Origin of the sequence: Pseudomonas sp. PIC25 (genome assembly GCF_002286785.1) — a bacterium.
GTDB lineage: Bacteria > Pseudomonadota > Gammaproteobacteria > Pseudomonadales > Pseudomonadaceae > Pseudomonas_M.
This window is the reverse complement of record NZ_MUJY01000182.1, coordinates 54,297-67,862: the sequence shown is the minus strand read 5'-3', so window position 1 is coordinate 67,862 and position 13,566 is coordinate 54,297. Positions and strand designations below refer to the sequence as shown.

Here is a 13,566-nt window from a genome sequence, read left to right as displayed (position 1 = left end):
GATGAGCGGCATTTTCTTTATTATCAGTTGGAATAAAAAAGGACTTCATGAAACGCTTGCTGCTACCTGCGGTGCTTGCCGCACTCATGATTGCCGAGGTTCACGCCGAGTCCTTCACCATCTCCGATATCCGAGTCAATGGTCTGCAGCGGGTCTCCGCCGGCAGCGTATTCGGCGCACTGCCGCTGAACGTGGGCGAGCAGGCGGATGATCGCCGTCTTGTCGAAGCGACGCGATCGCTGTTCAAGACCGGCTTCTTCCAGGATATCCAGCTCGGTCGCGATGGCGACGTGCTGGTGATCAATGTAGTCGAGCGGCCTTCGATTTCCAGCATCGAGATCGAAGGCAACAAGGCGATCAGCACCGAAGACCTGCTCAAGGGCCTCAAGCAGTCCGGCTTGGCCGAGGGCGAGATCTTCCAGCGGGCGACCCTCGAAGGGGTGCGCAATGAGCTTCAGCGCCAATACGTGGCGCAAGGCCGCTACTCGGCGACCATCGAGACCGAAGTCATCCCGCAGCCGCGCAACCGCGTCGCGTTGAAGATCAATATCAACGAAGGCTCGGTCGCTGCCATCCAGCACATCAACGTCGTAGGCAACACGGTATTCCCGGACGAAGACCTGATCGACCTGTTCGAGCTGAAGACCACCAACTGGCTGTCGTTCTTCAAGAACGACGACAAGTACGCCCGCGAAAAACTGTCCGGCGACCTGGAGCGTCTGCGCTCCTACTACCTGGACCGCGGCTACATCAACATGGATATTTCTTCCACCCAGGTATCCATAACCCCCGACAAAAAGCACGTGTACATCACCGTCAACGTCGACGAGGGTGAGAAGTACACGGTTCGCGACGTGAAACTGTCCGGTGACCTCAAGGTGCCGGAAGAGGAAGTCAAGGCGCTGCTGCTGGTCAAGGAAGGGCAGGTGTTCTCCCGCAAGGTGATGACCACCACTTCCGAGTTGATCACTCGCCGTCTGGGTAACGAGGGTTACACCTTCGCCAACGTGAACGGCGTTCCCGAAGCCCACGATGAAGACAACACCGTCTCCATCACCTTCGTCGTCGATCCGGGCAAGCGTGCCTACGTCAACCGCATCAACTTCCGTGGCAACACCAAGTCCGAGGACGAAGTGCTGCGCCGCGAAATGCGCCAGATGGAAGGCGGTTGGGCCTCCACCTACCTGATCGACCAGTCCAAGACCCGCCTCGAACGCCTCGGCTTCTTCAAGGAAGTCAACGTCGAGACCCCGCAGGTGCCGGGCACCGACGACCAGATCGACGTCAACTACAGCGTCGAAGAGCAGCCGTCCGGCTCGATCACCGCCAGCGTCGGTTTCGCTCAGAATGCGGGGCTGATCCTGGGCGGCTCGATCAGTCAGAACAACTTCCTGGGTACCGGTAACAAGGTCAGCATCGGCCTGACCCGCAGTGAATACCAGACCCGTTACAACTTCGGCTTCGTCGATCCCTACTGGACGGTCGATGGCGTTAGCTTGGGTTACAACGCCTTCTACCGCACCACTGACTACGATGAGTTGGATGTCGATGTATCCAGCTATGCAGTGGATAGCCTGGGCGGTGGTGTCAGCATCGGCTATCCGATCAGCGAGACCTCGCGTCTGACTTTCGGTCTGACCGCCCAGCAGGATGACATCAATACCGGTCGCTACACGGTTGATGAGATTTTCGATTTCATCGAACAGGAGGGCGACAGCTACCTGAACTTCAAGGCGTCCGCCGGCTGGTCCGAGTCCACCCTGAACCGGGGCGTGCTGGCAACCCGTGGTCATTCGCAGAGCTTGGTGCTCGAAACAACGGTGCCTGGCAGCGACCTGTCGTTCTACAAGCTCGACTATCGCGGCCAGTTGTTCACCCCGCTGAGCGACAGTTACACCCTGCGGTTCCACACTGAATTGGGTTATGGCGACAGCTTCGGCTCGACCTCCGAGCTGCCGTTCTATGAGCACTATTATGCGGGCGGCTTCAACTCGGTGCGTGGTTTCAAGGACAGCAGCCTGGGGCCGCGTAGTACGCCCAGCGATGGCTCCAATCCCGGTACCTTGAAGGACCCGGACCAGGACCCGTTGCCCTTCGGCGGTAACGTGCTGGTCCAGGGTGGTGTCGAACTGTTGTTCCCGATGCCGTTCGTCAAGGACCAGCGTTCCCTGCGTACCGCACTGTTCTGGGATGTGGGTAATGTGTTCGACACCAACTGCAGTTCCGCGCAGAAGAGCCGGAACGAGCCGGGGTGCGATATCGATTACAGCAATCTGGCCAGCTCCGTCGGCGTCGGTCTGACCTGGATCACGGCCCTGGGCCCGCTGAGTTTCAGCCTGGCCATGCCGATCAAGAAGCCGGACGAAGCGGATACCCAGGTCTTCCAGTTCTCCCTGGGCCAGACCTTCTAACAGCAAACCAACAGGTTTTAGCAGGAGTGCATTGTGCGTAAGTTGACTCAATTGGTTCTGTTCAGCGCTGCCCTGCTGGCGACTCCGGCTTTCGCCGAAATGAAGATTGCCGTGCTGAACTATCAGATGGCCTTGCTCGAATCCGATGCGGCGAAGAAGTACGCCGTGGATGCGGAGAAGAAGTTCGGCCCGCAGTTGACCAAGCTGAAGACGCTGGAAAGCGACGCCAAGCGCATCCAGGATCGCCTCGTCAAAGAGGGCGAGAAGATGCAACAGGCCGAGCGCGAGCGCCTCGAGCTGGAATTCAAGCAGAAGGCCCGTGATTTCCAGTTCCAGTCCAAGGAATTGAACGAAGCCAAGGCTATCGCCGATCGTGACATGCTCAAGCAGCTCAAGCCGAAGCTGGACCAGGCCGTGGAAGAGGTCATCAAGAAAGGTGGCTTTGACCTGGTTTTCGAGCGCGGTGCGGTGATTGATGTCAAACCTCAGTTCGACATCACCCGCCAGGTCATCGAGCGTATGAATCAGCTGCGCTGATCATGACGGCTATCGTGTTTACCCTCGGCGATCTAGCCGAGCGTCTCGGTGCCACCCTGCGTGGCGCCGCGGACAAGCCGATCAGCGGGCTGGCCACCTTGCAGGAGGCGGGGCCCGGGGAGCTGAGTTTCCTCGCCAACCCGCAGTATCGGAAATACTTGGCGCAGACCCAGGCCGCAGCCCTGCTGCTCACGCCGGCCGACGCGGATGGCTATGAGGGCGATGCGCTTCTGGTGGCCAACCCTTACCTGGCCTATGCCCAGCTTTCCCATCTGTTCGATCGCAAACCGCAGGCGGTACCCGGTGTGCATCCAACGGCGGTGATCGCCACCGATGCGCTGGTGGATGCCAGCGCCAGCATTGGCGCCTACGCCGTGATCGAAGCGGGTGCGCGGATTGCTGCCGGCGTCACGGTGGGAGCTCACTGCTTCGTGGGAGCGCGCAGCGAGATCGGCGAAGGCGGTTGGCTGGCTCCGCGAGTGACGCTGTACCACGACGTGCGCATCGGCAAGCGGGTGGTAATCCAGTCCGGCGCGGTGATCGGTGGCGAAGGCTTCGGCTTCGCCAATGAAAAAGGCGTCTGGCAGAAGATCGCCCAGATCGGTGGGGTGACCATCGGTGATGATGTCGAGATCGGGGCCAATACCACCATCGATCGGGGCGCACTGGCGGATACCCGCATCGGCGATGGGGTGAAGTTGGACAACCAGATCATGATCGCGCACAACGTTCAGATCGGCGATCACACTGCCATGGCCGCCTGCGTGGGGATTTCCGGCAGCACCAAGATCGGCAGGCATTGCATGATCGCAGGCGGTGTCGGTATGGTCGGCCACATCGAGGTCTGCGATAACGTATTCGTGACCGGAATGACCATGGTCACCCGCTCGATTAGCGAGCCGGGGGCCTATTCTTCGGGGACTGCCATGCAGCCGGCGGCCGAATGGAAGAAGAGCGTGGCGCGGATTCGTCAGTTGGATGACATGGCCCGCCGCCTGCAGCAGCTGGAAAAGCAACTGGCTGCAGTGACCTCGGGCAGGGATACATCATCTGATGCCTGATTCCTTTTCCATATCGACCGTACCCGGTCGCTAGTGATTTTTCGAACGAACTTGCGCTGCGCGCGGCCATGGCACGTACGGTTGATCTGAAAACGGAATGACTGCGCTCTATGGCGCGCTTCACTTTTTTATAACAGGCTTCCCCGGAACATGATGGACATCAACGAGATTCGCGAATACCTGCCGCATCGCTACCCCTTCCTGCTGGTTGACCGGGTGGCTGAGCTGGATATCGAAGGCAAGCGCATTCGCGCCTACAAGAATGTCAGCATCAACGAGCCGTTCTTCAACGGGCACTTTCCCCAACATCCGATCATGCCGGGCGTGCTGATCATCGAAGCCATGGCCCAGGCTGCCGGCATCCTCGGCTTCAAGATGCTCGATGTGAAGCCGGCCGACGGTACGCTCTATTACTTCGTCGGTTCCGACAAGCTGCGCTTCCGCTCGCCGGTGATGCCGGGCGACCAACTGATCCTCGAAGCCCGCTTCCTCAGCGTGAAGCGCGGCATCTGGAAGTTCGATTGCCAGGCGAGCGTGGACGGCAAGGAAGTCTGCTCGGCTGAAATCATCTGTGCGGAACGCAAGCTATGAGTTTGATTGACCCTCGCGCCATCATCGATCCCTCGGCCAGGCTGGCAGACGACGTGCAGGTCGGCCCCTGGTCGATCGTCGGGCCCGATGTGGAAATCGGCGAGGGTACGGTGGTCGGCCCTCATGTGGTCATCAAGGGGCCGACCCGGATCGGCAAGCACAATCGCATCTACCAGTTTTCCTCGGTAGGCGAGGACACTCCCGATCTGAAATACAAAGGTGAGCCGACCCGCCTGGTGATCGGTGATCATAATGTGATCCGCGAGGGTGTGACTATCCATCGCGGCACCGTGCAGGACCGTTCGGAAACCACCATTGGCGATCACAACCTGCTAATGGCCTATGTGCATATCGGCCACGACAGTGTGATCGGCAATCACTGCATCCTGGTCAACAACACCGCCCTGGCTGGCCATGTTCACATGGACGATTGGGCGATTCTGTCCGGCTTCACCCTGGTGCATCAGTTTTGCCGAATCGGCGCCCACAGCTTTTCCGGCATGGGCACGGCCATCGGCAAGGACGTGCCGGCCTATGTCACCGTCTTCGGCAATCCGGCGGAAGCGCGCAGCATGAACTTTGAAGGCATGCGCCGGCGCGGTTTCAGCGCGGAAGCGATCCAGGCGCTGCGTCGTGCCTACAAGGTGGTCTACCGTCAGGGGCTGACGGTGGAGCAGGCCCTGGAAGAGCTGGCCGAAGCGGCTGCGCAGTTCCCGGAAGTCGCCGTCTTCCGCGACTCCATCCAGTCCTCGACCCGCGGCATCACGCGCTGAGCCATGACGCCTCGCTTGCGTATCGCGTTGGTGGCTGGTGAAGCTTCCGGCGACATCCTCGGTTCCGGCTTGATGCAGGCGCTCAAGGCGCGCCATGGTGACATCGAATTCATCGGCGTTGGTGGGCCGCGCATGCAGGCCGAGGGGTTGACTCCCTACTTTCCGATGGAGCGCCTGTCGGTGATGGGCCTGGTCGAAGTGCTCGGCCGCCTGCCCGAGCTACTGTCTCGTCGCAAACGTCTGATAGAAACATTGATCGCCGCCAAGCCGGACGTATTTATCGGCATCGACGCGCCAGATTTCAACCTGGGCGTCGAGCTGAAACTGCGCCGTGCCGGCATCAAGACCGTGCATTACGTCAGTCCCTCCGTCTGGGCCTGGCGACAGAAGCGCGTGCTGAAAATCCGCGAAGCCTGCGACCTGATGCTGACGCTGTTTCCCTTCGAGGCACAGTTCTACGATGCACACCAGGTGCCTGTGCGTTTCGTCGGACATCCGTTGGCCGACAGCATTCCCATGCAGGCCGACCGGATGGCGGTTCGTCGCGAATTGGATTTGCCCCTGGACCAGCCGGTGATCGCCTTGCTGCCCGGTAGCCGGGGCGGTGAAGTGGCGCGTCTGGGGGAGCTGTTCCTCGATGCGGCCGAACGACTGCGTGCATTGCGGCCCGGCGTACGCTTCGTCCTGCCCTGCGCCAGCCCCGAGCGCCGCATCCAGTTGGAACAGATGCTGGCTGGCCGCGACTTGCCTCTCAGCCTGCTCGACGGCCGCTCGCATGATGCCCTGGCAGCCTGCGATGCGGTCCTCATCGCGTCCGGTACCGCTACCTTGGAGGCTTTGCTGTACAAACGGCCCATGGCGGTGGCGTACAAGGTCGCGCCGATGACGTATCGTATTCTCAGGCGACTGGTGAAAAGCCCCTATGTGTCGCTGCCGAACCTGCTCGCCGAGCGTCCCCTGGTGCCCGAGTTGCTGCAGGATGCCGCCACGCCGGAGGCATTGGCCCGGGCATTGGTGCCTTTGATCGATGGTGGCCAGGCGCAGACCGAAGGGTTCGACGTGATTCATCGCGCCCTGCGCCGCGATGCCTCGAGCCAGGCGGCGGAGGCGGTGCTCAAGCTGGCGCTGCCCGAATCGGCCGTGCCTTGGCGGCAAGCCCTGAACTGACGGAGCGAACGGATGCAACTGGGTCTGGATTTCAATCTGGTCGAAGCTCTGGTCGCCGGGGTCGACGAAGTCGGCCGAGGGCCGCTCTGCGGGCCTGTGGTGACCGCTGCGGTGATTCTCGACCCGAGCCGTCCCATCCAGGGACTCAACGATTCGAAGAAACTCACCGAGGCCCGGCGAGAGGCTCTGTACGACGAAATCTGCGAGAAAGCCCTAGCCTGGTGCATCGCCCGGGCCGAGGTGGAAGAAATCGACAGCCTGAACATCCTTCACGCCACCATGCTGGCCATGCAACGGGCGGTGGAAGGCCTGAGTGTTGTGCCGAAACTGGCACTGATCGATGGCAACCGTTGCCCCAAGCTCTCGGTGCCCTCGGCTCCGGTGGTGCAGGGCGACGCACAGGTGCCGGCGATCGCCGCCGCTTCCATCCTGGCCAAGGTCAGCCGCGATCGCGAGATGGTTGCCCTGGACCTCATCTATCCCGGCTACGGCATGGCTGGTCATAAAGGCTACCCTACGCCGGAGCACCTGGGAGCCTTGCAGCGTCTGGGGCCGACGCCCATCCATCGGCGTTCCTTCGCACCTGTGAAGGCCTTGCTGGAAGTACTGGAAACACCCACCGCTGTCGCATCGGCGAACGCTTTGGTCGTTTGACCGTAAGCCTTTCCCTACCCCGATAGGGGAAAGTGCCGCCCCTTCTGCCAGCCTCGGCTGGCTTCGATCACGACGGGCGTCTGCGAACCGCAGGCGTGCGGTCATATCGGTCTTTATCCCAAGGCCTAACGACAACAAAGTCGCCATAAGCGGCAGGGAGTCATTCATGCAAGAAATCGCCAATCAGGTCGTGGACGTTCTCAATAGCCTCATCTGGGGCAAGGTGCTGATCTGGCTGCTGGTAGGCTGCGGCTTGTACTTCACCGCGCGGCTGGGGCTGATCCAGTTCCGTCACTTCGGCCACATCTTCACGGTGCTCAAGGGCAGCCGCAGCAGCGACGACGCCGGTATTTCTTCCTTTCAGGCGCTTTGTACCTCCCTGGCCGCGCGCGTCGGGACCGGTAACGTCGCTGGCGTCGCCGTAGCCATCACGCTCGGTGGGCCGGGCGCTATCTTCTGGATGTGGATGATTGCCCTGGTGGGCATGGCAACAGGCTTTGTCGAGGCAACCCTCGCCCAGCTGTTCAAGACCCGCGATGCCGAGGGCCAGTACCGCGGAGGTCCGGCCTATTACATGGAAAAGGGCTTGAACGCGCGTTGGATGGGTGTGCTGTTCTCGATCTTCCTGATCATCGCCTTCGGCTTCGTGTTCAATTCGGTCCAGGCGAATACCATCAGCGGTGCCATGGCCGGGGCCTTCGGCATCAAGCCGTGGATGAGCGGCGTGGGCGTGGTGGTGCTGACCGCGCTGATCATCTTCGGCGGGCTGCGCTCGATCGCCCGGTTCTCCGAACTGGCGGTTCCGTTCATGGCCGCCGCCTACCTGCTGGTGGCGATTGCCGTCATCGTGATGAACCTGAGCGAGATTCCCGCGGTGTTGGCCCTTATCTTCAAGAGTGCCTTCGGCCTGCACGAGGCGGCGGCCGGCGGTATCGGCGCGGCCATCATGAACGGTTTCAAGCGCGGGCTGTTCTCCAACGAAGCCGGTATGGGGTCCGCGCCGAACGCCGCCGCTTCCGCCACCCCATATCCGCCGCATCCGGCCTCCCAGGGCTATGTCCAGATGGCTGGCGTGGTCATCGATACACTGCTCATCTGCACGGCGTCCGCCGCGATCATTTTGCTCGCCGGCGTACCGAGCGGCGATGCCCAGGGCATCATGCTGGTACAGCAGGCGCTGAGCAGCGAGGTGGGTAGCTGGGCGAAGTACTTCCTGTCCGTGGTAATCCTGTTCTTCGCCTTCACCTCGATCGTCGCCAACTACTTCTATGCCGAGAACTGCCTGGTTTTCCTCGAACACAACCATGCGGCGGGGCTGGTGGTCTTCCGCCTGATCGTCCTGGCCATGGTGATGTTCGGGGCGCTGGCCTCGCTGCCGTTCGTGTGGAACCTGGCGGACGTCTCCATGGGCCTGATGGCAATCACCAACCTGGTGGCGATCCTGTTGCTGTCGGACCTGGCGATCAAGCTGGCGCGCGATTACAACCGGCAGCGCCAGGCCGGCAAGCTGCCGACGTTCGATGCCAGCCAGTTCCCGGAACTGCAGAGCAAGCTGGAGCCCGGTATCTGGGACGATCGCCGTTGACTGTCCGGCCGGTCGGCCTTGCCGCCGAGTAGCCTGTAGCTTTCAGACGGGGCCCGGTACAATCCGGGCCTTGTCGTTTTCGTGTTGCTGAAAAGGATCACCATGGCCGTTTCCTTCGTTCACCTGCGTCTGCATACCGAATACTCCCTGGTCGACGGTCTGGTGCGCGTCAAGCCACTGATCAAGGCTGTGGCGGGAGCGGGCATGCCGGCCGTGGCGGTGACCGACCAGAGCAACATGTGCTCGCTGGTGAAGTTCTACAAGGCGGCCATGGGCGGCGGTGTGAAGCCGATCTGTGGTGCCGACGTCTGGCTGGCCAGCCGCAATGAGGATGGTCCGCTGTCGCGCCTGACGCTGCTGGTGATGAATGCCAAGGGCTACCGCAACCTGACCGAGCTGATTTCCCGTGGTTGGACCGATGGCCAGCGCGATGGACTGATCATCATCGAGCGCGATTGGGTCAAGGAGGCCGCGGAAGGGCTGATCGCGTTATCCGGCGCAAAGGAGGGGGAAGTTGGCCAGGCCCTGCTCAACGGCGACGAGGCGGAAGCGGAGGCACTGCTCGCCGAGTGGATGGATGTCTTCCCCGATCGTTTCTACTTGGAAGTGCAGCGCACCAGCCGGCCCAACGACGAAGAATACCTGCACGCGGCCGTCGCCTTGGCCGACCGCTGTGGTGCGCCGCTGGTGGCGACCAACGACGTACGCTTTCTCAAGCAGGACGACTTCGAGGCCCACGAGACCCGCGTCTGCATCGGTGAAGGCCGGACCCTGGACGACCCGGGCCGTCCGCGTACCTATTCCGACCAGCAGTACCTGAAGACGCCGGAAGAAATGTGGGAACTGTTCAGCGACCTGCCCGAGGCGCTGGAAAACACGGTGGAAATCGCCAAGCGCTGCAACATCGAAGTCCAGTTGGGCAAATACTTCCTGCCCAACTTCCCGATCCCGGAAGGCATGACCATCGATGACTACCTGCGGCAGGTGTCCTTCGAGGGACTGGAAGAGCGCCTGGCCATCCTGCTGCCGCCGGATACGCCGGATTACGAGGCGAAGAAGCAGGTCTATGTCGACCGCTTGAATTTCGAGTTGGGGACCATCATCCAGATGGGCTTCCCCGGTTACTTCCTCATCGTGATGGACTTCATCAAGTGGGCGAAGAACAATGGCGTTCCCGTGGGCCCCGGTCGGGGTTCGGGCGCCGGCAGCCTGGTAGCCTATGCGCTGAAGATCACCGACCTCGACCCACTGGCCTACGACCTGCTGTTCGAGCGCTTCCTCAACCCCGAGCGGATCTCCATGCCCGACTTCGACGTCGACTTCTGCATGGACGGCCGCGACCGGGTCATCGACTACGTGGCCGAGGCCTACGGGCGCAATGCCGTGAGCCAGATCATCACCTTCGGCACCATGGCGGCGAAGGCGGTGGTGCGCGACGTGGCACGGGTCCAGGGCAAGTCTTACGGTCTGGCCGACAAGCTGTCGAAGATGATCCCCTTCGAAGTCGGCATGACCCTGGACAAAGCCTACGAGCAAGAAGAAATGCTTCGTGATTTCCTCAAGTCCGACGAGGACGCCCGGGAAATCTGGGATATGGCGCTCAGGCTGGAAGGCATCACCCGCGGTACTGGCAAGCACGCCGGGGGCGTGGTGATCGCGCCAACCAAACTCACCGACTTCTCGCCGATCGCTTGCGATGCCGAAGGCGGCGGTCTGGTGACCCAGTTCGACAAGGACGATGTGGAGCAGGCCGGCCTGGTGAAGTTCGACTTCCTTGGCCTGCGCACCCTGACCATCATCAAGTGGGCGATGGAGACCATCAACCGCGAGCAGGCCAAGAAAGGTCTGGAACCGGTCAACATCGACTTCATTCCGCTGGACGACAAGAAAACCTACGACCTGTTGCAGAAGGCCGAGACCACCGCGGTATTCCAGTTGGAATCGCGGGGCATGAAGGAGCTGATCAAGAAGCTCAAGCCGGACTGCCTGGAAGACCTCATCGCTCTGGTGGCGTTGTTCCGGCCGGGCCCGCTGCAATCGGGCATGGTGGACGACTTCATCAACCGTAAGCACGGCCGGGCGGAGATTTCCTACCCGCACCCGGACTACCAGTACGAGGGGCTGAAACCGGTACTGGCACCGACCTACGGCATCATCCTGTACCAGGAACAGGTGATGCAGATCGCCCAGGTGATGGCCGGCTACACCCTGGGCGGCGCGGACATGCTGCGCCGGGCCATGGGCAAGAAGAAGCCCGAAGAGATGGCCAAGCAGCGCGGCGGCTTCATCGAGGGCTGCGCGAACAACGGCATCGATGCCGACCTGGCGGGCAACATCTTCGACTTGGTGGAAAAGTTCGCCGGCTACGGTTTCAACAAGTCCCACTCGGCCGCCTACGGCCTGGTCTCGTACCAGACCGCCTGGCTCAAGGCCCATTACCCGTCGCCGTTCATGGCTGCCGTGCTATCTGCGGATATGCACAACACCGACAAGGTGGTGACCCTGATCGAAGAGTGCCGGAACATGAAGTTGCGCATCGTCGCGCCGGACGTGAACAACTCCGAGTTCATGTTCACCGTCGATGACGACAACCGCATCGTCTACGGCCTGGGTGCGATCAAGGGGGTGGGCGAGGGGCCGGTCGAGGCCATCGTCGAATGCCGTGCCGAAGGCGGGCCGTTCAAGGATCTGTTCGATTTCTGCAATCGCGTCGACCTCAAACGCATCAACAAACGCACCCTGGAAGCGCTGATCCGCGGCGGCGCGCTCGACCGCCTCGGCCCGTACTTCTCCGACGAAGCCAAGGCCTACCAGGCCAACATCGACCGTAACCGCGCGGTGCTGCTGGCGGCCATGGAAGAGGCGATCCAGGCGGCGGAACAGACCGCCCGCAGCCACGACAGCGGCCATATGGACCTGTTCGGTGGCCTGTTCGCCGAGCCGGAGGCCGATGTCTACGCCAACCACCGCAACGCCAAGGAGCTGTCGCTCAAAGAACGCCTCAAGGGCGAGAAGGACACCCTGGGGCTCTACCTCACGGGCCATCCCATCGACGAATACGAAGGCGAGGTGAGGCGTTTCGCCCGGCAGCGCATCGTCGAACTCAAGCCGGCGCGCGATACCCAGACGGTCGCCGGGCTGATCGTCAACCTGCGGGTGATGAGGAACAAGAAGGGCGACAAGATGGGCTTCATTACTCTGGACGACCGCTCCGGGCGTATCGAGGCCTCGCTGTTCGCCGATGCCTTTGCCAGTGCCCAGGCTCTCTTGCAGAACGATGCCCTGGTGGTGGTCGAGGGCGAAGTCAGCAACGACGATTTCTCCGGTGGCTTGCGTCTGCGCGCGAAGCGCGTGATGAGTCTGGAGGAGGCGCGTACCGGCTTGGCCGAGAGCCTGCGCCTGAAGGTCGCCAGCGAAGCGCTGAAGGGCGACCGTCTGCGTTGGCTGGCCGATCTGTGCAGCCGCCATCGCGGTGCCTGTCCGATCACGCTGGACTACACCGGCCCCGATGCGCGGGCCTTGTTGCAGTTCGGCGAAAGCTGGCGGATCGACCCGGCCGACAACCTGATTCAGGCGTTGCGTGACCAGTTCGGGCGAGACAACGTCTTTTTGCACTACCGCTAGCGACCAGTCCGAGACAGGACTTCGCCCAGCATATTTTTGTTCGACCTGAACGCGCCTCTCCCGTAAGGTAAGGCGCAAATGGAAACAGCCGCCCGGCCACTTGGCCGTCGACGCAAGACGGATGCCTATGAACCCGAATTTTCTGGACTTCGAACAGCCGATCGCCGACCTGCAAGCCAAGATCGAAGAGTTGCGCCTGGTCGGCAACGACAATGCGCTGAACATCAGCGACGAGATTGCCCGCTTGCAGGAGAAGAGCAAGTCTCTGACCGAAAGCATCTTCGGCAACCTGACCAGCTGGCAGATCGCCCAGATGGCGCGCCATCCGAAGCGCCCCTATACCCTCGACTACATCGAGCACATCTTCACCGAGTTCGAAGAACTGCACGGCGATCGGCATTTTTCCGACGATGCCGCCATCGTCGGCGGGACCGCGCGTCTGAACGGGCAGCCGGTCATGGTCATCGGTCATCAGAAAGGCCGTGATGTCCGCGAGAAGGTCCGCCGCAACTTCGGCATGCCGCGTCCTGAGGGTTACCGCAAGGCCTGCCGCCTGATGGAAATGGCCGAGCGCTTCAAGATGCCAATCCTCACCTTCATTGACACCCCCGGCGCCTATCCGGGCATCGATGCGGAAGAGCGCGGCCAGAGCGAGGCCATCGCCTGGAACCTGCGTGTGATGGCGCGCCTGAAGACTCCGATCATCGCCACCGTGATTGGCGAAGGCGGTTCCGGCGGTGCATTGGCCATCGGTGTCTGCGACCAGTTGAACATGCTGCAGTACTCCACCTATTCGGTGATCTCGCCGGAAGGTTGCGCCTCCATCCTGTGGAAAACCGCCGAGAAGGCGCCGGAAGCCGCCGAAGCCATGGGTATCACCGCCGAGCGCCTGAAAGGTCTGGGCATCGTCGACAAGGTGATCCCCGAGCCGCTGGGCGGTGCCCATCGCGATCCGGCCAGCGCATCGGAAAGCATCCGCCAGGAGCTGACCGCCCAGTTGGACAAACTGCGCAAGCTGGGCACCGATGAGCTGCTGGCCCGTCGTTATGATCGCCTGATGAGCTACGGGGTGGCCTGACGGCCACAGCGACAAGCCGCAAGCCATAATAAGCTGCAAGCCAGAAGCTGAGGTTTAGCTTTAAGCTTGAGGCTTGCCGCTTGAA

At 61.7% G+C, this 13,566-nt stretch carries 10 protein-coding genes; all 10 read left to right on the top strand.

Translation table 11 applies throughout. The annotated features are described in order from the left end of the window. Window positions 1–47 precede the first annotated feature (47 nt). Window positions 48–2,411 (top strand): outer membrane protein assembly factor BamA, encoded by a 2,364-nt coding sequence (gene bamA, locus BZL41_RS24440; RefSeq protein WP_095601660.1) that lies wholly within the window; start codon window positions 48–50, stop codon window positions 2,409–2,411. A 33-nt stretch (window positions 2,412–2,444) separates the two neighbouring features. After that, window positions 2,445–2,948 (top strand): OmpH family outer membrane protein, encoded by a 504-nt coding sequence (locus BZL41_RS24435; RefSeq protein ID WP_095601659.1) that lies wholly within the window; start codon window positions 2,445–2,447, stop codon window positions 2,946–2,948. A 2-nt stretch (window positions 2,949–2,950) separates the two neighbouring features. Next, on the top strand, window positions 2,951–4,009 hold the full coding sequence (gene lpxD / locus BZL41_RS24430; RefSeq protein WP_371916567.1) for a UDP-3-O-(3-hydroxymyristoyl)glucosamine N-acyltransferase: 1,059 nt from the start codon (window positions 2,951–2,953) through the stop codon (window positions 4,007–4,009). 150 nt (window positions 4,010–4,159) lie between these two features. Then, window positions 4,160–4,600, top strand: coding sequence for a 3-hydroxyacyl-ACP dehydratase FabZ (gene fabZ, locus BZL41_RS24425; RefSeq protein ID WP_084336991.1), 441 nt, complete (start codon window positions 4,160–4,162; stop codon window positions 4,598–4,600). Then, a complete protein-coding gene (gene lpxA / locus BZL41_RS24420; RefSeq protein WP_095601657.1) occupies window positions 4,597–5,373 on the top strand; it encodes an acyl-ACP--UDP-N-acetylglucosamine O-acyltransferase in 777 nt (258 codons plus the stop codon). The genes fabZ and lpxA overlap by 4 nt, the downstream gene beginning before the upstream one ends. Window positions 5,374–5,376: 3 nt before the next feature. Beyond that, the gene (gene lpxB, locus BZL41_RS24415) at window positions 5,377–6,540 is read left to right on the top strand and encodes a lipid-A-disaccharide synthase (protein WP_095601656.1); all 1,164 of its coding nucleotides are present in this window, start codon (window positions 5,377–5,379) and stop codon (window positions 6,538–6,540) included. A 12-nt stretch (window positions 6,541–6,552) separates the two neighbouring features. Then, window positions 6,553–7,194: a ribonuclease HII gene (rnhB, locus tag BZL41_RS24410; protein WP_084336997.1), complete on the top strand. Its 642-nt coding sequence runs from the start codon at window positions 6,553–6,555 to the stop codon at window positions 7,192–7,194. A gap of 166 nt (window positions 7,195–7,360) precedes the next feature. Continuing rightward, the gene (locus BZL41_RS24405) at window positions 7,361–8,779 is read left to right on the top strand and encodes a sodium:alanine symporter family protein (protein WP_095601655.1); all 1,419 of its coding nucleotides are present in this window, start codon (window positions 7,361–7,363) and stop codon (window positions 8,777–8,779) included. Between the two features lie 102 nt (window positions 8,780–8,881). Then, window positions 8,882–12,403, top strand: a complete 3,522-nt coding sequence (gene dnaE, locus BZL41_RS24400) for a DNA polymerase III subunit alpha (protein ID WP_095601654.1) — start codon at window positions 8,882–8,884, stop codon at window positions 12,401–12,403. Between the two features lie 127 nt (window positions 12,404–12,530). Then, window positions 12,531–13,481, top strand: a complete 951-nt coding sequence (locus tag BZL41_RS24395; protein ID WP_095601653.1) for an acetyl-CoA carboxylase carboxyltransferase subunit alpha — start codon at window positions 12,531–12,533, stop codon at window positions 13,479–13,481. Window positions 13,482–13,566: the final 85 nt, after the last annotated feature.

What these genes read in the sequence shown, in the direction of transcription:
- bamA (WP_095601660.1), top strand. Translation starts at nt 48, where the DNA reads ATGAAACGCTTGCTGCTACCTGCGGTGCTTGCCGCACTCATGATTGCC.
- lpxD (WP_371916567.1), top strand. Translation starts at nt 2,951, where the DNA reads ATGACGGCTATCGTGTTTACCCTCGGCGATCTAGCCGAGCGTCTCGGT.
- fabZ (WP_084336991.1), top strand. Translation starts at nt 4,160, where the DNA reads ATGATGGACATCAACGAGATTCGCGAATACCTGCCGCATCGCTACCCC.
- lpxA (WP_095601657.1), top strand. Translation starts at nt 4,597, where the DNA reads ATGAGTTTGATTGACCCTCGCGCCATCATCGATCCCTCGGCCAGGCTG.
- lpxB (WP_095601656.1), top strand. Translation starts at nt 5,377, where the DNA reads ATGACGCCTCGCTTGCGTATCGCGTTGGTGGCTGGTGAAGCTTCCGGC.
- rnhB (WP_084336997.1), top strand. Translation starts at nt 6,553, where the DNA reads ATGCAACTGGGTCTGGATTTCAATCTGGTCGAAGCTCTGGTCGCCGGG.
- BZL41_RS24405 (WP_095601655.1), top strand. Translation starts at nt 7,361, where the DNA reads ATGCAAGAAATCGCCAATCAGGTCGTGGACGTTCTCAATAGCCTCATC.
- dnaE (WP_095601654.1), top strand. Translation starts at nt 8,882, where the DNA reads ATGGCCGTTTCCTTCGTTCACCTGCGTCTGCATACCGAATACTCCCTG.
- BZL41_RS24395 (WP_095601653.1), top strand. Translation starts at nt 12,531, where the DNA reads ATGAACCCGAATTTTCTGGACTTCGAACAGCCGATCGCCGACCTGCAA.